The organism is Arthrobacter sp. B2060, assembly GCF_059090445.1.
Map to the genome: position 1 here is coordinate 93065 of NZ_JBNHFR010000012.1, position 22240 is coordinate 115304.

Here is a 22240-nt window from a genome sequence, read left to right on the forward strand (position 1 = left end):
TGCCGACCGCGCCCGGGCGCGTCCGAAGCCCACGATGCGGCTACTGGCGGCCAGGGCCGTCGAAGAAGTCGCGGGCCTCGTCGGGTGCAGTCGCGGGCCTGGACTCCGGCGTGGCTGGACGGCCCGGTGTCTTACTGTCCGAGGTGTCCCTGTCAGGGGTGTGGCTGCCAGATGTGCCGCTGTCCGATGTGCCGGCGGCCGTCTCCTCAGTGGCCTCTTCGCCGCCGTCCGGCCCTCCAGTCTCTTCAACGTCAACGCCGCCCTCCGGACCCGTTGCAGGCTTGCCGGCCGTGCTGTCGGAGAAGCCCCGGAAAACCAGTCCGGCAATGGCCGCGCCCACCAGCGGGGCGATCCAGAACAGCCACAGCTGCCCCAGCGACCAGCTGTTGCTGAACAGCGCTGAGGCGGTGGCCCGTGCGGGGTTGAAAGGAGCGTTGCCGATGGCCTGGCCGAACTGCAGGAGCACCGCCAGCGACAGACCGACGGCGAACGGTGCCGCCGCCGCGTGGACGTTGCGGCGTGCCGTGGTGCCGAGGAAGACGGCGACCAGCAGTGCGGCGCCGAGGACCTCGGCCAGGAGGACACCTGCCATGGACGCCTGGATGACGGAGTGCTCGCCGAAACCGGCAGTGACCGTATCGAAGGCGGCCCGGGTGTCCGGGATGTTGGGGATGGTCCGGAGGACGCCGAACAGCGCCAGCGCGCCGGCGGCGGCACCCGCCAGCTGGGCGCCGACGTATGCAGCGGCGTGGCCTGCCCTGATCCGCCCCGCGACGAGGTTGCCGAGCGTGATGGCCGGATTGAAGTGCCCGCCGGAAACATAGGCGAAGGCGAGCATCGCGGCCGTCACAGCCAGGCCTGCAGCCAGCGCCGCCGGCAGCGGGTTCGACTGCGGGAGGGTAAACAGCGGCACGCCCAGTCCGGCGACGACCAGGAACAGGGCTCCGAACGCTTCGGCCGCCAGCCGGGAAAGCAGTCCGGGCCGGAGGCCGGGGTCACCCGGGTGCGGCTCGGCGTCGGTCGTGGATACGGACACAGGCGTGGTCATGTTCGGAGAATCCTTTGTTTGTCGGCCGGGAACACCGGCATGTGCCGGGTCAGCCTCTGCAGTCTGCCAGTCGAGTCTGGACGGTTGCTGAATCCGAGCTTAGCGCCCCTCGGCCGGGCCCGTTCGGGAGTGAGGAAGGCCACACAGCGGAGGGCCCGTTTTGGCGGTCGGAACCATGACGTCCCGGACGGGTAAATTTACCTTCATGAGCAATGTTCCCGGCACTGCCGCCGCGCCGTCCCCGAAGTCCCGCATCCACGGCTGCCTGTTGGGCGGCGCCCTTGGAGACTCCCTCGGCTACGCCGTCGAGTTCGACTCCATTGCCGCGATCCGGAGCCGGTTCGGCCCGCAGGGGTTGCAGGACTTCGCGGCGCTCGACGGCGGCAGCCACTTTTCGGACGACACGCAGATGACGCTGTACACGGTGGACGGGCTCGTCGAGGCACTGGAGTGGGCGAATTCCGGGGTGGGCGCCGATGCCAACGCCTGCGTGTGGCTCGCCTATCTCCGCTGGCTCAACACCCAGGGCATGTCGGCCCCGGATCCGGCACCCAGGCCGCAGCAGCGCTGGATTGACAGCCAGCACGTGCTCAGGCACCGCAGGGCCCCCGGCGCTGCCTGCCTCAGCGGGCTGGCGACCGGAGAGATGGGCACGGTGTACCGTCCGGTCAACCCCGATTCGAAGGGCTGCGGAACGGTCATGCGGTCGGCGCCGTTCGGGCTGATCCCGCACATTCCGGCCGAATCCGTCTACAAGCTGAGCTCGGATGCTGCCTCCCTGACGCACGGACACCCTTCGGCCCGCCAGAGCGCCGGGGTCTTCAGCCTCCTGATCCATTCCCTGGTCCAGGGGCAGGGCCTGCTGGAAGCCGCACAGCTGGCCGCTGACCACGTCCGGTCCGATGCGGAAGCGGTGCCGGAACTCCGCGAGCGCCTCGACGCCGCCATCCGCTGGGCCGGCGAAGCGGCCGCGCAGGGATCGGAAACCCGCGCACTGCTCGCCCCCGAGGACCTGGTCCGCGAACTCGGCGAGGGCTGGGTGGCGGAGGAGGCACTCGCCGTCGGGCTTTACGCCGTCCTGGCCACAGCGGCAGGTGGTCCAACAGCGTCAGATGGCCAAGCGGCAGCGCCCACTCCGGTGGAGCACTTCAAGGCAGCCATTGCCGTGGCCGTCAACCACAGCGGCGACAGCGATTCAACGGGGTCGATCGCCGGAAATATCCTCGGCGCCTATTACGGCGAAGCGTGCCTCCCGGCGGACTGGCTGGAGGCACTCGAGGCACCCGAGGTGATCCGTGCCATGGCGGACCAGCTGGTGGCTGTTACAACTGCCTGAGGGAAATGTTGTTGCAGGCTTCGCAGACGTCCTCGGGGATCATGCCCTGGCGCTGCAGGAAGCCGAAAATCGCGCAGCCGAGGCAGAACCCGGCAAAGGCCTCCAGCGAAGCAGCGGCGATGAGGACGGTGAGCAGCACCCAGGCCGCGGGTGCCAGGCCCGCAAAGAACAGGACCGCTGCTGCGGTGGAGACCGCGGCCCCGATCCCCTGGGCGAAGCGCTTGGGCGGTCCGGGAACCAGCTTGGGGCGGCCGAGCCGTGGAGCGAGCACCTTGACTGAGAGCAGCGCCAGCGGAGAGATCCGGGGGCCGAAAAGCACCCGGAGCCAGAAGCCGGCAGCAATGATGGCAAGTCCCCAGCCGAAGCCGGTGAGGAGGGTGGCGGCGGCGAGCAGCACCACGAGTCCGGCCGTGATTCGGGCGGCGTACTCATTGACCGGATTGGGAAAGGCGAACACCGCCCGCCAGTCCACCCCGCCCGTTGCGGTGGCCGGGGAAAAGCTGGTCTCGCTTGGTCTGCTCATGGAGCAAGGCTAGGAGCGGAGGGCCCCAACGGGGAAGCTTTGTTGCGCCACATGAATTCCGGCCCCGGCCAGCCCGGCGTCCATCATGCCGGCGTCCATCATGCCGGTATCCATCGTGCCGGCAGCACCGCCGACCATCTGCAGGAATTCGCCCTCGGACAGGACCTCGATGGCCTGCCCCCGTTCGTGCAACTCCAGCACGCGCCTGGCCTTGCCGGTGAGCCGTCCCGACCGGAGGTCGCGGGCGTCGAATCCGTCGCCCACCACAAGGACGCTGGTCCGGGCGGTGACCCGGCTTTCCGGCCGGGCCCCCATCTCGGCGGAGCGGATTTTTGCCTCCGGCCGTGGCATGGCCAGCTGGCCGGTGAACACCACCGTCTGGCCAAAGAGCGGGTTGCCGGGTTCGGCGTCCGGATTTGGCGAGGGGTTGTCCCCCTCCTGGGGCCATCCGCTTCGGAAGGGCCGGGCAGGTCCGTCACTGCCGACGGAGGCGAGGGCAGTGAGGGTCGCCTTGGACAGGGCGTCCGCGGCCGGGTGAAAGGCCTGCTGCTGCGGTATCGACAGGCCGAGTGACAGGTAAAGCTCCGCAACGCTGTTTGCCCGGTTGCGGCCTGCGATGTCGATCAGGATGCCGGCGCAGGCCCTCGCATCCTCGGCGGCATCGTGGTGGTTGATCAGGGGCACGCCGGCCTCTTCGGCAGCGAAGGGCAGCGAGTTGGAGACCAGTGAGTAGCAGCGCCGGGACAACATGACGGTGCAGACGTAGTCGTACGCCGGACCGGGCAGACCGGAGACCTCGAGTCCGGAGCGGATGACGCCCAGGTCGAAGGCGGCGTTGTGCGCGGCGATGATGTCGCCGCCGATAAATGCGCCGATTTCAGCGAAAAGCTCCCCGAAGCGCGGCTGGCCGGCAACCTTTTCGGGCGTGATGCCGTGGATCCGCACGTTGTGGTAGTCGAACGTGTCGTGGTTTTCCGGCGGTCTCATCAGCCAGGACGCTTCCTCGACGATCACACCGCCGCGGACCTTGCTGAGGCCAACGGCGCACGGAGAACCGCGAAAGCCGTTGGCGGTCTCGAAGTCGATCGCCGTAAAGTCCAAACTCACGGGCTCAACTTTAGCGCCGCGGGAGCAGTGGCAAGGTCAAGTACCCTTGGAAGGTGAACTTTAATGCCATCAGCGACTTTGCCGTGCCCATGTTGGGAGGAGCCGGACCGGTCCAGCCGCAGCTGGCTTCGTTCCTTCCCGACTGGCTTAATCCCCAGGTCTTCCTCGCCGACCCCGCCCTGGCTCCGTGGGTGGTGCTGCTGGTCTGCGGAATCATCTTCGCCGAAACCGGCCTGCTCATCGGGTTCTTCCTGCCCGGCGACTCCATGCTGTTCACCGCCGGCCTGCTCGTCGCGACCGACACGATCAAGTTCAACATCTGGCTCTTCGCGGCGCTCATCATCGTGGCGGCCATCATCGGAAACCAGACCGGCTACCTCATCGGCTCCAAGGCAGGCCCGGCGATCTTCAACAAGCCGGATTCGCGCCTGTTCAAGCACGAGAATGTTGAAAGCGCCCACAAATTCTTTGAGAAGCACGGCGGCAAGGCACTGATTCTGGCCCGGTTCGTCCCCATCATCCGCACCTTCGTGCCGGTCATCGTCGGCGTGGCCCAGATGGACAAGCGGAAATTCTTCCTCTTCAACGTGATCGGCGCGTTCCTGTGGGGCGGCGGAGTGACGCTCCTGGGCTATCTGCTGGGTGACAGGATTCCGTGGGTCCGCGAGAACCTGGACATCATCTTCATCGTGATCGTCCTGCTCTCCGTGATTCCGATCGGCATCGAGGTCGTCCGCGGAATGGCCGCCAAGCGCCAGGCTGCCAAGTACGGCACGGATGTGGTGGAGGAGTTCATCGAGGAGCACGAACCCGAAGAGGAACGCAAGACGCCGTAGGTCCTCACACACGAACGGCCGTTCCCCGCATAGGCGTTGCTGGCCAGCGACGCCTATGCGGGGAACGGCCGTTTAACGGGACCTAGCCGGCGAGGGCTTCGACTATGGCAGGCAGCAGTGCGCGGAAGGCCTGCCCGCGGTGGCTGATGGCATTCTTCTCCTCGGGGGTGAGTTCTGCGCAGCTGCGGTCAAGCCCAAGGGGCTGGAGCACGGGGTCATAGCCAAAGCCTCCTTCACCGCGCGGTTCCCGCAAAAGAGTGCCGGCGAGCTGGCCGTATTCCACCACCTCGCGTGCCCCGTCCCCGGACGCGGAGCCGGATGCCGACGCCGGCACTGCCAGGGCCGCTGCGCACACGAAGGCGGCGCCGCGGTGGGCATCCGGCACGTCAGCGAGCTGGGCCAGCAGCAGCCGAAGATTGGCGGCATCGTCGCCGTGCCGCCCGGACCAGCGGGCAGAAAAGATGCCCGGGGCCCCGCCGAGCACGTCCACCGACAGCCCGGAGTCGTCGGCGATCGCCACCAGCCCGGTGGCCTCGGCCACGGCCCGAGCCTTGAGCAGCGAGTTCTCCGCAAACGTTACGCCGGTCTCGGCCACGTCCGGGCCCCCGACGGCGGACGCGTCCACCACCTGCGTGTCGACGTCCAGCCCGGGAACCTGCCCGCGCAGCAGCTCGCGCAGTTCCCGCAGCTTCCCCTTGTTGTGGGTGGCCAGCACGAGCCGGGGAGCGCCGGGATGTCTGCCGGCGGTGTTTTCGTTCACGGTTCCCTTGCCGGTCACGGCGCTTCGGCCAGGGTCTCGCGCTGGATGGCTGCGAGCTGCTCAGTCCCCAGAAGTGCAAGGTCGAGCAGCTTGTTGAGCTCATCCCGGTCGAACGGGGCACCCTCGGCTGTGCCCTGCACCTCGACGAACTTGCCCGAACCCGTCACCACGACGTTCATGTCGGTCTCGGCCCGGACATCCTCGATGTACGGCAGGTCAAGCATCGGAACGCCGTCGATGATGCCAACGGACACGGCGGCGATGGTATCCACAAGCGGCTGGGCGTTGCGGGCGATCATCTTGTTCTCGCGGGCAAAGCGGATCGCTTCGGCGAGGGCCACATAGGCGCCGGTGATGGCGGCAGTCCGCGTCCCGCCGTCGGCCTGGAGGACGTCGCAGTCCAGAACGATCGTGTTTTCGCCGAGTGCTTTGGTGTCGATGATCGAACGCAGCGAGCGTCCGATCAGGCGGGAAATCTCATGGGTGCGGCCGCCGATCTTGCCCTTGACCGACTCGCGGTCGGACCGTGTGTTCGTGGCGCGCGGGAGCATGGCGTACTCGGCCGTGACCCAGCCGCGGCCTTCGCCCTTTAGCCAGCGGGGGACGCCCTCGGTCAGGGAAGCCGTGCACAGCACCCGGGTGTTGCCGAACTCGATCAGGGCGGATCCTTCCGCCTGCTTGGACCAGCCGCGGGTGATGCTGATGGGGCGGAGCTGGTCCGGGGTGCGGCCGTCGGCACGGATGACGGGGGCAGTGGTTGCTTCGGAAGTCATGCCTTTAGCTTATCGATTTATCCGCTGGCGGCTGGCGCCCCAAGCCTCAGACGGTGTAGTGAACTCCGGCGACCGCAACCGCGACATCGCCGCCGAAAGCCGGACGTGCCTCGGCCATGACCTTCGTCTGCGACGTCCAGACCGGGATGTGCGTCAGGAGCAGACGGCGGGCGCCGGCCACCGCAGCGGCCTCGCCGGCCCGCTTGCCGGTCAGGTGGACGTCCTTGATGCCGTCGTCGCGGCCCTCTTCGAAGGCCGCCTCGCACAGGAACAGGTCAGCGTCCTTGGCAGCTTCTTCGAGCCCGCGGCACGAATCGGTATCGCCGGAGTAGGTCAGGACGCGCGTCACGGCCGCCCCGGCCGCGTCGGGTTCGGTCGCCTCCACGCGCAGCGCGTAGGCCTCCTCCACGGGATGGTTCACCGCGAAGGGCGTCACCGTGAAGGGCCCCACGGTGACGGACTGGCGCTCGGTCCAGTTCGTGAAGTCGAATTCCTCGTGCATGCCGGGGTCGAGTTCGAGGCCGTACGCGGTGGCCATCCTGTCGGCCGTTGCGGCAGGTCCCCAGACCGGGATGCGCCCCCGGTTCCAGCCGCCCGGTTTCCAGCGCACGGCCACGTGCAGGCCGCACAGGTCCATGCAGTGGTCCGGATGCAGGTGCGTCAGGAATATGGCGTCGATGTCCTCGAGGTCCGTGTAGCGCTGGATGGCGCCGAGGGCTCCGCTGCCAAGGTCCATGACGACTTTCCAGGTGCGTTCGCCGTCGTGCGCTGTCAGCAGGTAGCAGGACGCGGGCGAGCCGGGGCCGGGGAAGGATCCGGTGCAGCCGACGATGGTGAGCTTCACAGGGCGGAACCTCCGGAAGAGGGGTTGCCGCCGGCACCCTGTCCCACAAAGTTCGAGATGCGCGGCCGGGCAGCCGCGCCCTGGGCGGCGGCGATCATCTCCGGCGTAATGCGCGCCAGGCTGCCGGTAGGATACTGTGCCGCCACATGGTCGACATGTTTGACGCTTAAGACCTCGGGCCCCAGGAACCTGCGCGCCAGCGCCTCGAACTGGCCGGCGTCGCCCGTGGCGATGAAGCTGTGTTCCGGCGCGGCGGCGGCAGTCCGTTCCAGGCCCCGGCTGGCGAGCGCGCGGTACACGTCCTTGGCCGTTTCCTCGGCGCTGGACACGAGGGTGACGTCCTCGCCCATGACGTAGGAAATGACGCCGGTCAGCAGGGGGTAGTGCGTGCAGCCCAGCACAACGGTGTCCACTCCCGCAGCCTTCAGCGGCTCAAGGTACTCCCCCGCCACTGCCAGCAGTTCGGGCCCGGTGGTGATACCGGCCTCCACGTAGCTGACGAACGCGGGGCAGGCCACGGAGGTGATGGAAAGGTCCGGGGCCGCAGCAAACGTGTCCTCGTAGGCACGCGAACCCACGGTGGCCGAGGTGCCGATGACGCCGACGCGGCCGGTGCGGGTGGCCGCCACGGCCCGCCTGACGGCCGGCTGGATCACCTCGATCACGGGTATCCCGTAGCGGGCCGTGTACCGTTCGCGGGCGTCCCGGAGGACTGCGGCCGACGCCGAGTTGCAGGCGATGGTGAGCAGCTTGACGCCGGAATCCACCAGTTCATCCATGACACCCAGGGCGTTGGCGCGCACCTCGGCGATGGGGAGCGGGCCGTAGGGCCCGTGGGCCGTGTCACCGACGTAGAGGATCGATTCGTTCGGCAACTGGTCGATGATGGACCGTGCCACCGTGAGTCCGCCGACGCCCGAATCAAAGACCCCGATCGGCAGTGATCCCAGAGTCCCGCCGATGGCCGTTGCGGAATCCGGCGCAGCTCCTGCTGCCGGATCCGTGCTCGATGCTGAAGTCATGATTATTCGAGGATAGGTCTTCCCGGTAGGCGCGGCCATCAAATGTGGTGTCCGCCTCGTGTCAAATTTGTCACAATTGGGAACCCACGCGCACGCCCATACGTGGAGGCCCGGCGGACGGAGTGCCCGGATGTAAAGCCTAGGGCCGGGTTTCCAGGGACTGCAGCATGGCCTGCACGAGTGACTCCTGCAGCCACGTGGTGAAGTTGTAGACGAGGGCCAGGTAGCTCTCCACGTCTTCCGCCTGGGACCAGTCCTGCATCTGGTGGACGTGGTCGGCATCGGCCTCGTCCCGGATGTCGAGCCGTTCGGCCAGGACCAGCCGGACGTCATTCAGGGCAGTGGACCAGTGCCGGGCGTCCGCCGCCGTCAGGACCAGCTCATCCTTGTCCAGGTCCAGCGCGGCAGCGCGCAGCGCGCCGATCTTGCTTTCCCGCAGGGAACGTTCCGTGAGCTGGCGGAACTCGAGGGAGGCGGCGCCGTCGTCCTTAACAACGTTTGGCAAAAGCCTTCGGAGCGCCCGGTCCGACGGTTCCTTGACGTCCATGTCCAGCCCGATCATGGCGGCGAGCGGATCCTGCCTTCCCCGGTCTTCCGGCTCGAGCATCGAGATGACGTCGTCGAACAGGCTGCGCAGCAGCTCCCGCTCCGTGGGCTCCAGGAATCCCGTGATGCCTTTGAGCCCGTATTTGAAAGCCTTAGCCACGTTTTCCCCTGCCCTTGCCCGGGCCGCCGTTCTTGCCGCCCCCGCTGTTTCCGCCCGTGGCCTTCTCGACCGTCGCCCACAGGCCGAAGCCATGCATGGCCACCGCGTGCTGTTCCACCTGCTCCTTGCTGCCGTGGGCAACAATGGACCGGCCCTTCTTGTGGACCTCCATCATGAGCTTGTTCGCCTTCGTTTCCGAGTAGCCGAAATAGCTCTGGAAAACGAAGCTGACATAGCTCATGAGATTGACCGGATCATTCCAGATCACGAGGTTCCAGGGGATGTCAGGGGCCGTCAGGGCGTCGGTGGACACCTCTGTTCCGGTTTGGGTGCTCTCCTGGGTGTCAGGGCCGAGCGCAACGCTTAAGGTCATCTGTCCATTCTATGGGGAGGCGCACTAGAGTGATTTTGTGAGTACCTCCCCGGGCTGGAACCAGCCACGCACGTCCCTGTTCACCGATCACTATGAGCTGACGATGCTGCAGGCCGCGCTCCATTCGGGCACCGCGCACCGCAAGTCAGTCTTCGAGGCGTTCGCACGCAGGCTGCCCGACGGCCGGCGCTACGGGATCGTGGGCGGCACCGGCCGGCTGCTGGACGGCATCGCGGCCTTCCGCTTTGGCGAGGCTGAACTGGAGTTCCTGGGCCGCACGCAGGTGGTCAACCAGAAAACCCTGGACTACCTGGCCGACTTCCGCTTCACCGGGGACATCTGGGGCTACGCGGAAGGCGAGGCCTACTTCCCGAACTCCCCCGTCCTGATCGTCGAATCGACGTTCGCCGAGGCCTGCATCCTGGAGACCTATATCCTCTCCGTGCTGAACCACGACAGCGCCATCGCCTCGGCAGCCTCCCGGATGATCACTGCTGCCGGGCACCGGCCCTGCATCGAGATGGGCTCCCGGCGGACCCAGGAGGAATCGGCCACGGCCGCTGCCCGCGCCGCTGTCATCGCCGGATTCGACAGCACCTCCAACCTGGAGGCCGGGCTGCGCTACGGGCTGAAGACGGTGGGCACCGCCGCCCACTCGTTCACCCTGCTCCACGACACCGAACGCGACGCGTTCGAGGCACAGGTCGCCTCCCTCGGGGCGGGCACCTCGCTGCTCGTGGACACGTACGACGTCGAAACCGCCGTCCGTACGGCCGTGGACATCGCCGGGGACAAGTTGGGCGCCGTCAGGCTCGACTCGGGGGACCTGGTGGAACAGGCGCAGTGGGTGCGGCAGCTGCTCGATGAGCTGGGCAATGAGAACACCCGCATCGTGGTCACCTCCGACCTCGACGAGTTCGCCATTGCGGCGCTCCAGTCCGCGCCGGTGGACGCCTACGGCGTGGGCACGTCCCTTGTCACCGGCTCCGGTGCACCCACGGCGAGCATGGTGTACAAGCTTGTCAGCCGCACCGACGACGACGGGGACTTCGTGTCCGTCGCCAAAACCGCCAAGAACAAGATCAGCAAGGGCGGGCGCAAATACGCCCTCCGCCGGCTCAATGAGCACGGCACGGCCACCCAGGAACTCATCGGCGTGGGGCACCGCCCTCTCGACGACGGCAACGACCGGCCCCTCCTGCAACAGTTCATCAAGAACGGGGAACTGCTGCCGGGCTGGACCGGCCACGAAGGAGTGCTTCGCGCCCGCCAGCGCCACGCCGACTCAATGGCCGAACTGCCGGCGGTCGTTCACCGCCTGCAGCGCGGCGAGCCGGCCATCCCCACTCTTTACGAGGAAAACTGAGGAGAACTGATGTCACGTGCACTGATCATTGTCGACGTCCAGAACGACTTCTGCGAGGGCGGCGCGCTGCCGGTGGAAGGCGGCGCCGCAGTGGCAGGGGCCATCAGCGAATACGTTGAAGCGCACCACGGCCAGTTCGACCACATCGTGGCCACGCAGGACTGGCACATAGATCCCGGTGCGCACTTCTCGGACACCCCCGATTTCAAGGACAGCTGGCCGCCGCACTGCGTCGCGGGAACGCAGGGCGCCGAGCTTCACCCGGACCTCGAGACCGAACACATCCAGGCTTACTTCCACAAGGGGCTGCACACCGCCGCATACTCCGGCTTTGAAGGCCTGCTCGCCCCCGAGGACGCTGTGCCCACCGGCGACCGGAAGCCCGGTTCCCTGCCCTCACCCGGTGATGCGGACTACGCGCCCGAAGAGGACAACATAGGCCTGGACGACTGGCTCCAGAGCCACGACGTGGAAGACGTCGTGGTGGTGGGCCTCGCCACCGACCACTGCGTCATGGCCACGTCCCTGGATGCCGTGCAGGCGGGCTACTCGGTCACCGTGATCAAGCGGTTGACGGCGGGCATCGCCGAGGACCTGGACGACACCTACGCCGAACTGGAACTGGGAGGCGTCGACCTCGAATAGCAGCCTGGGGCCCAGGTGCGTGGGTCAGTAATGTGTCCAGTGATCTATCTGACCGAGGCATTCAAGAACGTCCGCGCGAGGGTCAAGGCCAGCGCAGGTGAGTGCCCGTCAGGTCGACTTCAGGGCGCGCTGGCTGTCAGGGACGGATGTTGTCGGATGCTTCCACATGCTGTACGCCACGGGCAGCATGGCCACGAGAGCGGCGACACCGTGGACGTAGAACTGGACGGAGGACAGCGGGACAACGCGCGACAGGGCCATGACGAGCAGCGCCACGACGACGACCCTGGTAAGCCAAGGGCTCAGCATTCCCATACGCGAGATACTGATGGCAAAGCCGACCATCCCGACTGCAAATATGACCGCCGCGGCGATCAGCAGCGGGATGAACCATGGGATCAAGGCGTCTTGAGCCGCCCTCACGTCTCCGCCCGATTCACTCGCGGTGAGCGGCGCGAATTCCATTGCCGGCAGCATCGCGTACAGCGTGCTGCCGATGACGACGAAGGGTAGCGCGGCGGCGCTCCAGCGTTCTTCGCCTAACTCGTGCAGGTGACTTCTGATCGCGAGGAATGCCACGGCCAGGACTGCTGAAGCGACTCCTGACGCCAAGTGCACAACCCCCCAGCGTGTCGGGTCGGCGGTGACTTCCGCAACCAACGCATCGATGTTCGGCGGTAGGCCGGGCAGGTACGGGTGGTAACTGAGAGCGGCCAGCAGAATCACTGGCGCGATCGCCACGACGCCCGCCCGAAGCGAATGCTTGGCCTGGATAGACATGACGAGCCTCCTGCAGCAGGTGCCACGCCGGGCTCCCTCCCACCGGAGTCGCGGTTCTGGAAACTCAGTATAGGCCCAGTGAAGGAAGATCATGGGAGCGATGCGGGCGCAAAGCAACACACCCGGCCAACGGTCCATATCCAAAGCAACGACCGCAACCGCCACCGGACATCAACCGGACGAATCACTACCGACCGGGCTCCTAAAAGCTGGTCACGAGGTCACCCAGCACGGCCTCCAAGTGGTTCGGGTCAGTGGCGTCGTAGAAGTGTGCACCACTGGCCATGGCGATGGCCCGCAGGGATTCAGTGTCAGCGTCGGCACCATAGGCGAGTGTGAACACGAGGACCGGGGTGCTGTGGTGCTGGTGGCTCAGCTGCTCCGTCAGCGCCTTGAGGTCGCCGGGGTGGGTCGTGTCGTTCTTGCCATCGCTCAAGAGCACGATCGTGTTGATCTCGGATTCGTTGTATTCGCTGGCCTGTTCGGCGGCGAACTGCCCCACGGCTTCGTACAGCGGTGTGGCAGCCACGGGCTGCAGGGCATCGAGTTCCGCCAGCAGGTCGCCCTTGTTCGTCCTGAAGGGGGCCACAGGGCTGACCAGACCGGGAGTCAGCGGGCCATCCGCCACGTGGGAGAACGCTGCCAGTCCCAGTTTGTCGTCGTCGGTGAAGTGATCCAAGGCACGGGTAACGGCGTTCTTGGCGCCCTGCAAGCGGGTTACCCCCGGGGCAATCTCCTGCCTCATGGAACCGGAGACATCCAGCAGGAACAGCGCCCGGGCCCTTTTACGGATTTTCGGAAAGCTCTTCTGGACGTTGACCAGGACGTCCGCGCTCGGAAGCGGGACCGGCTGCAGGAACCGCGCATAGTGGCCGGTGTTGGCGACAGTGGGTTCCACCTTGTCCTGAATGGTGCGGTAGCCGGTGGTCTTGACCACGTCCTGGCCCTGCTCCGTCCGGGCGTAGGCCACGAAGTCCTCGGCAGCGAGGCGCTGCTGGCTGCTGACCCAGTCGCCGGAGAGGACCACAGCGGGATTGTCAGCAACCATGACGCCGTCGCTGGGGTAGATGGCCAAAAGCGACTCCCTTGGTGCCGGACCTGCCTGCTTAGTGACACCGTCGTTGCTCGAAATTCCCCGGTTGTAGTCCCATACTGACTTTTCATCGACGATGACGGCCGAGAGGAATTCTGAAACGTCTCCGGCGTCGTCCGCCTGCCGGGCATGCCAGAGGAAGTGCTCCGGCGTGGCCATGTAATGGCTTGTGCTCAGTTCGCCGTCCTTGACTTTCGCCATGACGGAGGGCTGGGCCAGCTGATCGCTTTGGATGTCCTTCAGGTTCCCTCCGGCCACGCCGTAGGACGCCAGCAGGCCCATGAGCCCGGACGTGGAAACTGTGGGGCTGGCCTTGCCGAACTTGAATTTGCCCCAGTCCGCATGGCCAAGGCGTTCCCAGACACCGGGGTCCTTCGACACCGCGAAGACTTCGGCCCAGGTCGGTGCCTTGGTGTCCCAACCGATCGCCTTGGCCATCGAGGCCGGCATGGCCACCACGATCCCGCTCCTCGCCACACTGGCACCATCCTGCGGAACGGCGCTCCCGGCGCGGTCCTCGGCCACGCGCAGCCAGGCCGTGGAGTCCGGCAGCCACACGGCAGGCCGTTCGGCAGCAGGAATGGAGGCAAATCCGTCTGCCATCCGGGTGGCCGCCACTCCGGATTTCTCCTGGCCCACGTCTACCGAGACGCACTTGCCGTCCACACTGCGCGGCTTGGCAAGGTAGGCAGCCGCCAGCGACCGGACCATGTCGGCGTTTTCGAGTGATGCCAGGACCCTGAGGGGGATGCAAGGTGCCGCGCCTGTGCTGGTGGCAGGCCTGTCCTCCGGAAGGACCGCTTCTGCCTGCGTCCCAGTGGCGGCGGACTGTGATGAGCCAATACCGCCCGGACTGAGGACGGGCGGCAGGACCAGAGCCGCGGCGATAAGGCCCACAACTACGGCTGCCGCCACAACTGAGGTCCGGATCCAACCGGGGTAGCTTGGCTTGGTGGGGGCACGGCGACGGCCCATATTCGTATCCTTGACATCCAGGGATATGCCGCAGTTGCAACATACCGACAGAAACTGGCTGGCGGCGCTGTGGCCGCCAAGTGCGCCTAGCCCCCGCCCCGACGCGAATGGCATCCGGATACGCACCTTCGAGGATATACAATGCCGGCCGTTAGGGGTGAATCGAGTCACATAGCGGACATCGTCCTGGATGCGGACTGTCCGGATACACAGACTGCTCCCCGGCAGATGGACCTGGTTTCACAGTCCAACCACTGGGGAGCAGTCCAAGGGGGCAGGCCGCGCCACCCCTGCTTTCGGCTCGGCTACTTGCGGCCGACGAACCAATCCTGAAGCTTCTTGAGCCTGGACTGCAGCTGCTCCTCGTTGGCCTGCGCCACGGGTGGGCCGCCACAGACAGTACGCAGCTTCGTGTGGACCACGCCGTGGGGAGTTCCCGTCCGGGCGGACCAGGCGGCCACATTCTTGGCAAGCTCGTTCCGCAGGTCCATCAGCATCCGATGGTCCGGAACTGCCGGCGCCGCCGGAGCCGCCGCGGGACCCTGGCGCTTTTTCCGGCTCTGCTGCTCGTGCTGGCGCTGACGCAGCAGGGTACCCACCTGTTCGGCGTCCAGCAGGCCCGGAATGCCGAGGAAGTCCAGCTCGTCGTCGGACCCGATGTCTCCGCCCGTGCCGAATTCGCCGCCGTCGAACAAGACCCGGTCGAAGGACGCCTGGGAATCAAGGGCCTCGAACTTGCCCTTGGTCAGGCTGTCAGAGGCCTTGTCCTCACGGTTGGCCTCGTCCATCAGCGAATCTTCCGGATTGAAGAGGCCGTCACCGTCCTCCTTTTCCGGCCGGTCCAGGGCATGGTCGCGTTCCGCCTCCATGCTGTTGGCCAGCGCCATCAGCTGCGGCACGGAGGGCAGGAACACCGAGGCGGTCTCGCCGCGCTTCCGGGCACGGACAAAGCGTCCCACCGCCTGGGCGAAGAACAGCGGCGTGGAGGTCGACGTGGCATACACGCCCACGGAAAGACGGGGAACGTCCACACCTTCGGACACCATGCGCACGGCCACCATCCAGCGCTTTTCATTCGCCGAGAACTCTTCGATCTTGCTCGATGCCTTGGCGTCGTCCGACAGAATGACGGTGGGCGATTCGCCGGTGATCTTCTTCAGCTGGCCCGCATACGCCCGTGCGTCCTCGTGGTCCGTCGCAATCACCAGGCCGCCAGCATCGGGTACGGAGCGGCGCACTTCGCTGAGGCGCTTGTCCGCTCCGGCCAGCACGGCCGGAATCCACTCCCCGGCGGGGTTCAGGGCAGTGCGCCATGCCTGGGACGTGACATCCTTGGTCACCGCAGCCTCGCCCAGGGAAGCGGCCATTTCCTCGCCGGCGCTGGTGCGCCAGCGCATCTGGCCCGAATAGGCCATGAACATGACAGGCCTCACCACGTGGTCGCGCAGCGCATTGCCGTAGCCGTAGGTGTAGTCCGCCTTGGACCGCCTGATGCCGTCCCGGTCCTCCGCATACTCCACGAACGGAATGGGCGAGGTGTCGGAGCGGAAAGGCGTACCGGTCAGCGACAGGCGCCGGACCGCCGGATCGAAGGCCTCGCGCAGGCCGTCTCCCCAGGAGAGCGCCTCGCCACCGTGGTGGATCTCGTCCAGAATGACCAGTGTGCGTGCGGCCTCGGTCTTGGCACGGTGCAGCAGGGGCTTGCTGGCCACCTGGGCATACGTGACCGCAACCCCGATGAAGCCGCGGCCGTGCTGGCCGTCGGAATTCTTGAAGTTCGGATCGATGGCGATGCCCACCCGTGCTGCAGCGTCAGCCCACTGCCTCTTCAGGTGGTCCGTGGGGGCAACGATGGTCACCCGGTTGACGGCACCGGATTCGATGAGCATGGACGCCACACGGAGGGCAAAGGTGGTCTTGCCAGCGCCGGGGGTCGCCACAGCCAGGAAGTCGCGCGGACCAGTGCTGAAGTAGCGGTCAAGGGCTTCCTGCTGCCAGGCACGGAGCTTCGGGGCGGTTCCCCAGGCTGCACGTTCCGGATAAGCCGGAGGCAGGGTGGGACCGCCGAAGAGTGTCTCCGTCACTACTTGTTGTTGCCTGAGTCCCCGCCGGACCCCTTGCCGCCGTCATTTCCCGGGCGCAGGCCGTCATAGACCTCTTTGCACATCGGGCAGACGGGGAATTTCTGCGGGTCACGCCCGGGCGTCCAGACCTTGCCGCACAGCGCGATGACGGGCTCACCGGTCAGCGCGGACTCCATGATTTTTTCCTTGCGGACGTAATGCGAAAAGCGCTCTCGGTCGCCGGGCTCCACTTCCTGGCGCTGTTCCTCGCGCTCAATGGTGGCCGTGGACGATCCGGCTCCGGAGAGCTCACGCATGGGGTCGTTGTCGAGAGGATCCGTCATGCTAGTCATGCCATCCATCTTAGCCCGTCCCGGAACGAGGGCTGCGGACCCCGGACCCGAGCCGCGCAGCGGGCGCAGATCGGCGGGCCGCGGCGTCTACAGGTCCTGCCAGGCCGGCTTGTGGTCGTACGAGTGGCGGTAATAGTCGGCCAGTTTCAGCGACGACGCCGCAGCCTCGTCAATGAGGATGGACGCGTGCGGGTGCAGCTGCAGGACCGAGGCGGGGCACACCGCCGCCAGCGGCCCCTCGACGAGATCATGGACCGCCTGGGCTTTCTGTGCCCCGGTGGCCACGAGCACCGCGTGGCGTGATTCGAGGATGGTGCCCAGTCCCTGGGTCAGCACGTGGTGGGGCACCTCGCCAAGGCTGCCGAAGAAACGGGCGTTGTCCCGGCGTGTCTGCTCTATGAGCGTCTTGATGCGCGTCCGGGAAGCCAGCGATGAACCCGGTTCGTTGAAGCCAATGTGCCCGTCGGTTCCCAAGCCGAGCAGCTGCAGGTCCACTCCGCCGCTCGCCCTGATGGCGTCCTCATACGCCCGGCACGCGCCGGGTATGTCCTCGGCGCTGCCGTCCGGGCCATGAACATTTTCCCGAGGAATGTTGACCCGGCCGGCAAAGTCCCTGCGGATGACTTCCAGGTAGGACTCCGGATGACCGGCTTCCAGCCCCACGTACTCGTCCAGCAGAAAGCCATGGACCCGGCTGAAGTCCAGCAGGCCGCGCTCGTGGCGCGAAGCCAGTTCGTCGTAAACGGGAAGGGGCGACGAACCCGTGGCCAGCCCCAGGACCGCATCGGGCTTGCGGCGCAGCAGCGCCTGGATGGCATCCGCTGCCAGCGAGGCGATCTGTCTGTTGCCGGGAAGGATCACGACCTCCACGGTCCACCGCCTTTCATCTCTCGGTGTTGACCGGACGTGTGCGGTCCAGGCCGCCGGACTCCTGCCAAGTCAACATCCTGCACAGTCAACCTCCTGCATAGTCAAACACGTGGGGAGCTGCACCGGCAGGCCCTTATCTGTTGACTGTCAGCTGCGCCAGCAGCTCGGGTCCGCGGGCGTCCAGCCAGCGTCCGCCGATGCGTACGCCTGCCACGAAGAGCGCCATGCCCAGCAGCGGCCCGAGGGCAAGGTTGGCCCAGCCAAAGGCAGGGTCGCCGGTTACGGACTGGGCGATGACCAGGGCGGCCTCGGGAATCGTCAGCACCAGCAGGACGCCCATGCCGCAGAACTGAACGGCCAGGGTCTGGCCGACGTTGCCGGGCGGTTTCTTGAAGGGGCTGTCTCCGGGAAGCGGAACCGCCGCCGTATAGCGGGCCGACACCACGGACGCGAGGCCAAGCCCACTCAACAGCACTCCGAGGGACAGCCCCAGTATGGCGGGCAGCCACTCCCAGTCCCCGGTCAGGAAGAACGGCCCCACCGCGAGGACCAGCACGGTGGGCAAGGCAAACGTGAGACAGGCCAGAGCGCGTCCCAGCCGGTCGTGCAGGCCGCGGACTCCCGCGGCGAGGTGCAGGGCGAATGCGGTGTTGTCGTAGGACACATCGGCCGAGATGGACCAGGCCAGCAGGAATGCGGTCAGCGGGCCGACGATCATGATGATGCCGAAGTTGCCCGTCTGGCTTCCCTGGAACGCGAGCACCACTGGCAGGAGCGGAATGGCCACGAGGGATCCGGAGTACCGGGGATCCCGGAACCAATATGTTAGGGAACGGGCCGCAATGGCGCCTGTGGGCGAGGCGGGAAACAGCCCGAACAGCCCCATCCGGCCGCCGGTCCGGCGGTTGCTCCCGGCGTAGGACGGCGTGACCAGGGCCCGCTCCAGCAGGAGTTTCCAGCACCAGGCCATGCCGGCGAGCGTCACCACTCCGATAAGGAGCTTCAGGCCTGCATCAACGGAACGTCCCGCCGCAAGGTCCCCGCCCACTGACCAGGCTGCGCCGAGGGGCGTCCAGGACAGAACCCTCGCAAGTTCGGTGAGAAAGTCCCGGGAGTCCGCGATCCCCTGTGCTATTGCGGCCACGATCGGACCCATCAGGATCAGGGGCACCATGAAGGCCAATGCACTGGCATCCTTGAAGCGCCGCGACGCAGCGAGGCTGGCTGTGGCGGTGGTGACCACCTTGGACAAAACAACACAGCTCAGCACGGCAAGGACTGCACCAACGAGGGCTCCGGCAGCCGGAATGAACCCACGCCACCAGGTGCCCACCGTCGCCAGGGCCACCAATGCCGTAGCCAGCCCGGGAATCCCGATCAGGCCCCCCACAGCAAGACCTGCCAGCAACTGGGGCATGGGGATGGCCGAGGTCGTGAACCGTGCGGGGTCCAGCGTCATGTCGGCCGTCGCGGCGACCACGGGCACAATCCCCCAGCCGAGCAGGGCCGCCGAGCCGCCCAGCACCACAACGGTCTGGGCCAGCGCCGGGTCTTGCTGGCGGAGGAAGAGCAGCGCAGCGACGCACATGCCCACGGTCCCCAGGGCGTATAGCCCGCCGATTGCCAGGCCGAAGAGCTGCAATGGACTCCGCCGCAGCCCGTTCCGCAGCAGGGTGAGTTTCAGTCTCAGAAGGTGCGCAACCACTCGAGCCCCCCGGTCTGGACCTTGCCGCCCACCAGTTGAACGAACCGCTCTTCCAGGCTGAGGCCGCCGCGGACGTCTGCCACCGTCCCCGCGGCCAGCAGCCTTCCTGCGGCAACGACGGCAACGTGGTCACACATCCTCTGCACCAGGTCCATGACGTGGCTGGAGACGATTACGGTTCCTCCGGTGGCGACGTATCGCTCCAGGATGTCCCGGATGTTTGCTGCGGAGACCGGGTCAACTGATTCGAAGGGCTCATCCAGGACCAGCACTTTGGGTGCGTGGATCAGGGCTGAGGCGAGGGCTATTTTCTTGGTCATGCCGGCCGAGTAGTCCACCACGAGCGTTCCGGCGTCCCCGCCAAGGTCCAACGCGGTCAGCAGTTCCCCGACGCGGGCCGAGACCACGGCCTTGTCCATGCCCCGGAGCAGTCCAGCGTAGGTGACGAGCTGTTCGCCCGTGAGCCTGTCGAAGAGCCTGATGCCGTCAGGCAGGATGCCCATCAGCTTCTTCGCTTCCAGTGGCCGGGCCCAGACGTCCACGCCGTGCACCACCGCCGTGCCGAAGTCGGGCCGCAGCAGCCCGGTGGCCATGGACAGCGTGGTGGTCTTGCCTGCGCCATTCGGGCCGACAATTCCGAAGAAGGAACCGGCTGGAACCTCCAGGCTGATACCGTCGACGGCGATCTTGCTGCCGAAGCGCTTGGCAAGTCCCCTGATGGACAGGGCTGCGGAGGGAACACTCATGAACTCACCCTATCCGCGCCGCGTCCGCAGCGGGATCCCCCTCAGGGAGTAAAGCGCGGCGGGCGGCGGGTCCGCCTCAGGGAGGAGGACCGCACGCAGCTTCGGGCGGTCAAAACGTGCGCCGGGGCACCGCCCGCTCGTACTGGGGCGCCCACTTAAGGTCATGACCGAGCTCGAAGGCGGCCCGCAGCCACCAGTGCGGATCCCGCAGCGCCGCCCTGGCGATGAAGACGCCGTCGGCCTGTCCGGTGGCAACGACATGCTCCGCCTGCCCGGGCGACGTCAGCAGCCCCACGGTGCCTGTTGCAACGCCCGCTTCGTGGCGGATGCGGGCGGCGAAGCCGGTCTGGTATCCCGGCCCCGGCTGGATCTGCTGGTGCGCTACCGCGCCCCCGCTTGAAACATCGATGAGGTCCACGCCGTGTTCTGCGGCCTGGACAGCAAGCTGCACGGAGTCCTCGACGACGATTCCCCCGTCGGCCCAGTCCGTGGCCGAAATCCTTAGGAGCAGCGGCATGGAGTCTGGGATCACGGCACGCACAGCGTCGACGACGGCAAGTGTCAGCCTGTTCCTGCCTGCGGCATCCCCGCCCCAGGCGTCGGTGCGGTCATTCACGAGCGGACTTTGGAACTGGTGCAGCAGGTAGCCGTGGGCGCCATGGAGCTCAAGGGTGTCGAACCCTGCGTCGACGGCCCTCGTGGCGGCTGCCGCGAAATCAGCGATGACGCCCCGGATGTCTTCCTCCGTCATGGCCGCAGGGGCAGCATAGCCGTCAAAGGCCGCGGTACCGGGCCCTACGGATTCCCAGCCGCCGGCGGAAGCGGGGACGGACCCCTTCTCCGCGGAGAACGGCCAGTAGGCGGAGGCCTTTCTGCCTGCGTGGGCGAGCTGGGCCCCGATCTTGGCGTCCGCGGCGCCGTGGCGGTGCACGAAGTTCACGATCCGCTCCCAGCCGGCCGCCTGCTCAGCGTTGTACAGACCGGCGTCACGCGGGCTGATCCGCCCGCTGGCGTTGACAGCCGCCGCCTCGGTGAGGATCAGGGCCGCTCCCCCGGCGGCGAAGGAGCCCAGGTGCATGAGGTGCCAGTCGTTGGGCACGCCCGGCGCGGCTTCCGGGTCGCAGCTGTACTGGCACATGGGCGAAACCCAGCCCCGGTGCTGCAGCTGGAGCGAACGGAGGGACAGCGGCCTGAAGAGGGCCGGAACTGGCACTAGAACAGCACCCGGGCCAGCGCCTGACGGGCCTTCGCGACTCGTGGGTCGGTGCTTCCAACGACGTCGAACAGCTCCAGCAGCCGCACGCGGGCCGCCTCACGCTCCGGTCCGAAGTTCCTGCCGATGAATGCCACCACGCGGTTCAGGGCATCCTCCACGTGTCCGCCGGCAACGTCGAGGTCGGCGACCCCGAGCTGGGCATCCAGGTTGTCGGGTTCCTCGGCCGCACGCTGCCGGATCGCCTCGCCGTCGGGGCCGGACAGCTTCTGGAGCCGGTCCATAAGTTCAACCTGAGCAAGGCCTGCCTTGGCCTCGGCGTCGGCCGGCATCTCCGTGAGGGCCTGCCGGTAGGCCGCCGCGGCTGCGGCGTAATCCCCTGCCTCAATGGCATCGAACGCAGCCTGATGCAGCGGCGGCACCGGTGCGGGGGCAGGCTCGGCCGTGGCAGCTCCGCCGACGTTTCCGGACACGCCATTGGCTGCGGCGACCTTAAGCAGTTCGTCCAGCAGTGCGCGGATCTGCTGCTCATCCGCCCCGCCCTGGAACAGCGGAACGGGCTGGCCCTTGAGCACCGCCACCGCCGTGGGCACGGCCTGCACCTGGAACGCCTGGGCAAGCTGGGGAAAGGCGTCAATGTCCGCCGCGCCGAGCACCAGCCGGCCGGCATACCCCTGCACGATCCGCTCCAGTGCATCAAGCACGCCCGCCGATTCCGGCGAGTACGCGGCCCAGAGTGCGAACACCACGGGCACCTGCGTCGAAAGCTCCACGAGATCCTGGAAGTTTGCCTCGGTGACGTCGACCCGGAGCGCCGGCGCCTCGGAGCCGGCAGTGCCCTGCGGGCCGGCCGGGGCGGTCCCCGCCGGGCCGTTCCCGACGGGCGCGGCGGTGCCTGCGGCGGGAGCCGCTTGCGGCGTTTGGCGCTGCTTGAGTGCGGACAGATCGACGGCGCCGCGAAGATTGAGCTGGCTGTCGGCGGCTGAAGGGACAGGACGGGAAGCTGGCGAACTCATAGCTTCCACTCTAGTCACTCCCGGCGCTGCAGGAAGCACCGTTAACGCAGCACTGTTAACCCAGCGAGCACCGTTGCCGCGGGCCGC

Annotated in this window: 22 protein-coding genes; 4 read left to right on the top strand and 18 right to left on the bottom strand. The window is 67.0% G+C overall.

Annotation, left to right across the window (positions count from 1 at the left end; all coding sequences use genetic code 11):
- Positions 1-40: 40 nt before the first annotated feature.
- On the bottom strand, positions 41-1048 hold the full coding sequence (locus tag AC5RUM_RS18575) for an aquaporin (protein ID WP_494036336.1): 1008 nt from the start codon (positions 1046-1048) through the stop codon (positions 41-43).
- Positions 1049-1253: 205 nt separating this feature from the next.
- Here AC5RUM_RS18575 and AC5RUM_RS18580 point away from each other — a divergent pair, with 205 nt between their 5' ends.
- A complete protein-coding gene (locus tag AC5RUM_RS18580) occupies positions 1254-2384 on the top strand; it encodes an ADP-ribosylglycohydrolase family protein (RefSeq protein ID WP_494036337.1) in 1131 nt (376 codons plus the stop codon).
- On the opposite strand, the gene AC5RUM_RS18585 is transcribed toward AC5RUM_RS18580, so the two are convergent.
- Both AC5RUM_RS18585 and AC5RUM_RS18590 read right to left on the bottom strand, forming a co-directional pair.
- A complete protein-coding gene (locus AC5RUM_RS18585) occupies positions 2371-2907 on the bottom strand; it encodes a DUF4395 domain-containing protein (protein ID WP_494036338.1) in 537 nt (178 codons plus the stop codon). The genes AC5RUM_RS18580 and AC5RUM_RS18585 overlap by 14 nt on opposite strands.
- Positions 2908-2916: 9 nt before the next feature.
- Positions 2917-4014, bottom strand: a complete 1098-nt coding sequence (locus AC5RUM_RS18590; protein WP_494036339.1) for a 3'-5' exonuclease — start codon at positions 4012-4014, stop codon at positions 2917-2919.
- A gap of 68 nt (positions 4015-4082) precedes the next feature.
- Between AC5RUM_RS18590 and AC5RUM_RS18595 the strand changes: the two genes are divergently transcribed.
- Positions 4083-4850, top strand: coding sequence for a DedA family protein (locus AC5RUM_RS18595; RefSeq protein WP_309987298.1), 768 nt, complete (start codon positions 4083-4085; stop codon positions 4848-4850).
- Between the two features lie 82 nt (positions 4851-4932).
- Here AC5RUM_RS18595 and rdgB read toward each other — a convergent pair whose 3' ends face one another.
- From rdgB to clpS, 6 genes are all read right to left on the bottom strand, one after another.
- The gene (gene rdgB, locus AC5RUM_RS18600) at positions 4933-5610 is read right to left on the bottom strand and encodes an RdgB/HAM1 family non-canonical purine NTP pyrophosphatase (RefSeq protein ID WP_494036340.1); all 678 of its coding nucleotides are present in this window, start codon (positions 5608-5610) and stop codon (positions 4933-4935) included.
- 14 nt (positions 5611-5624) lie between these two features.
- On the bottom strand, positions 5625-6383 hold the full coding sequence (rph, locus tag AC5RUM_RS18605; protein WP_240460304.1) for a ribonuclease PH: 759 nt from the start codon (positions 6381-6383) through the stop codon (positions 5625-5627).
- 46 nt (positions 6384-6429) lie between these two features.
- Positions 6430-7227: an MBL fold metallo-hydrolase gene (locus AC5RUM_RS18610; protein WP_494036341.1), complete on the bottom strand. Its 798-nt coding sequence runs from the start codon at positions 7225-7227 to the stop codon at positions 6430-6432.
- On the bottom strand, positions 7224-8249 hold the full coding sequence (gene murI, locus AC5RUM_RS18615) for a glutamate racemase (protein ID WP_400578391.1): 1026 nt from the start codon (positions 8247-8249) through the stop codon (positions 7224-7226). Before murI ends, AC5RUM_RS18610 begins: the two co-directional genes overlap by 4 nt.
- A 139-nt stretch (positions 8250-8388) precedes the next feature.
- Positions 8389-8955, bottom strand: a complete 567-nt coding sequence (locus AC5RUM_RS18620; RefSeq protein ID WP_494036342.1) for a DUF2017 domain-containing protein — start codon at positions 8953-8955, stop codon at positions 8389-8391.
- A complete protein-coding gene (clpS, locus tag AC5RUM_RS18625) occupies positions 8948-9328 on the bottom strand; it encodes an ATP-dependent Clp protease adapter ClpS (RefSeq protein ID WP_494036343.1) in 381 nt (126 codons plus the stop codon). Before clpS ends, AC5RUM_RS18620 begins: the two co-directional genes overlap by 8 nt.
- A 37-nt stretch (positions 9329-9365) precedes the next feature.
- Between clpS and AC5RUM_RS18630 the strand changes: the two genes are divergently transcribed.
- Together AC5RUM_RS18630 and AC5RUM_RS18635 are read left to right on the top strand one after the other, a co-directional pair.
- Positions 9366-10694, top strand: a complete 1329-nt coding sequence (locus AC5RUM_RS18630; RefSeq protein WP_494036344.1) for a nicotinate phosphoribosyltransferase — start codon at positions 9366-9368, stop codon at positions 10692-10694.
- A gap of 9 nt (positions 10695-10703) precedes the next feature.
- Entirely contained in the window at positions 10704-11339 is a 636-nt protein-coding gene (locus AC5RUM_RS18635; protein ID WP_400578398.1) for an isochorismatase family protein, read from the top strand.
- Between the two features lie 108 nt (positions 11340-11447).
- Here the strand turns inward: AC5RUM_RS18635 and AC5RUM_RS18640 are convergent, their stop codons facing one another.
- From AC5RUM_RS18640 to AC5RUM_RS18680, 9 genes are all read right to left on the bottom strand, one after another.
- Positions 11448-12119: a hypothetical protein gene (locus AC5RUM_RS18640; protein ID WP_494036345.1), complete on the bottom strand. Its 672-nt coding sequence runs from the start codon at positions 12117-12119 to the stop codon at positions 11448-11450.
- 202 nt (positions 12120-12321) lie between these two features.
- Entirely contained in the window at positions 12322-14187 is a 1866-nt protein-coding gene (locus tag AC5RUM_RS18645; RefSeq protein WP_494036346.1) for a vWA domain-containing protein, read from the bottom strand.
- A 305-nt stretch (positions 14188-14492) separates the two neighbouring features.
- Complete coding sequence (locus AC5RUM_RS18650; protein WP_494036347.1) at positions 14493-16271, bottom strand: DEAD/DEAH box helicase; 1779 nt, start codon at positions 16269-16271, stop codon at positions 14493-14495.
- Positions 16271-16612: a DUF3039 domain-containing protein gene (locus AC5RUM_RS18655; protein ID WP_400578402.1), complete on the bottom strand. Its 342-nt coding sequence runs from the start codon at positions 16610-16612 to the stop codon at positions 16271-16273. The genes AC5RUM_RS18650 and AC5RUM_RS18655 overlap by 1 nt, the downstream gene beginning before the upstream one ends.
- Positions 16613-16690: 78 nt before the next feature.
- Positions 16691-17473 carry a glucosamine-6-phosphate deaminase gene (nagB, locus tag AC5RUM_RS18660; protein WP_494036348.1) on the bottom strand — a complete coding sequence of 261 codons (783 nt, stop codon included), beginning with the start codon at positions 17471-17473 and terminating at the stop codon, positions 16691-16693.
- Positions 17474-17606: 133 nt separating this feature from the next.
- Positions 17607-19178 carry a transporter gene (locus tag AC5RUM_RS18665; RefSeq protein WP_494036349.1) on the bottom strand — a complete coding sequence of 524 codons (1572 nt, stop codon included), beginning with the start codon at positions 19176-19178 and terminating at the stop codon, positions 17607-17609.
- Entirely contained in the window at positions 19160-19924 is a 765-nt protein-coding gene (locus tag AC5RUM_RS18670) for an ABC transporter ATP-binding protein (protein WP_494036350.1), read from the bottom strand. The genes AC5RUM_RS18665 and AC5RUM_RS18670 overlap by 19 nt, the downstream gene beginning before the upstream one ends.
- 109 nt (positions 19925-20033) lie before the next feature.
- Positions 20034-21137, bottom strand: a complete 1104-nt coding sequence (locus AC5RUM_RS18675; RefSeq protein ID WP_494036351.1) for an NADH:flavin oxidoreductase/NADH oxidase — start codon at positions 21135-21137, stop codon at positions 20034-20036.
- Positions 21137-22153, bottom strand: coding sequence for a co-chaperone YbbN (locus tag AC5RUM_RS18680; protein ID WP_494036352.1), 1017 nt, complete (start codon positions 22151-22153; stop codon positions 21137-21139). The genes AC5RUM_RS18675 and AC5RUM_RS18680 overlap by 1 nt, the downstream gene beginning before the upstream one ends.
- Positions 22154-22240 lie beyond the last annotated feature (87 nt).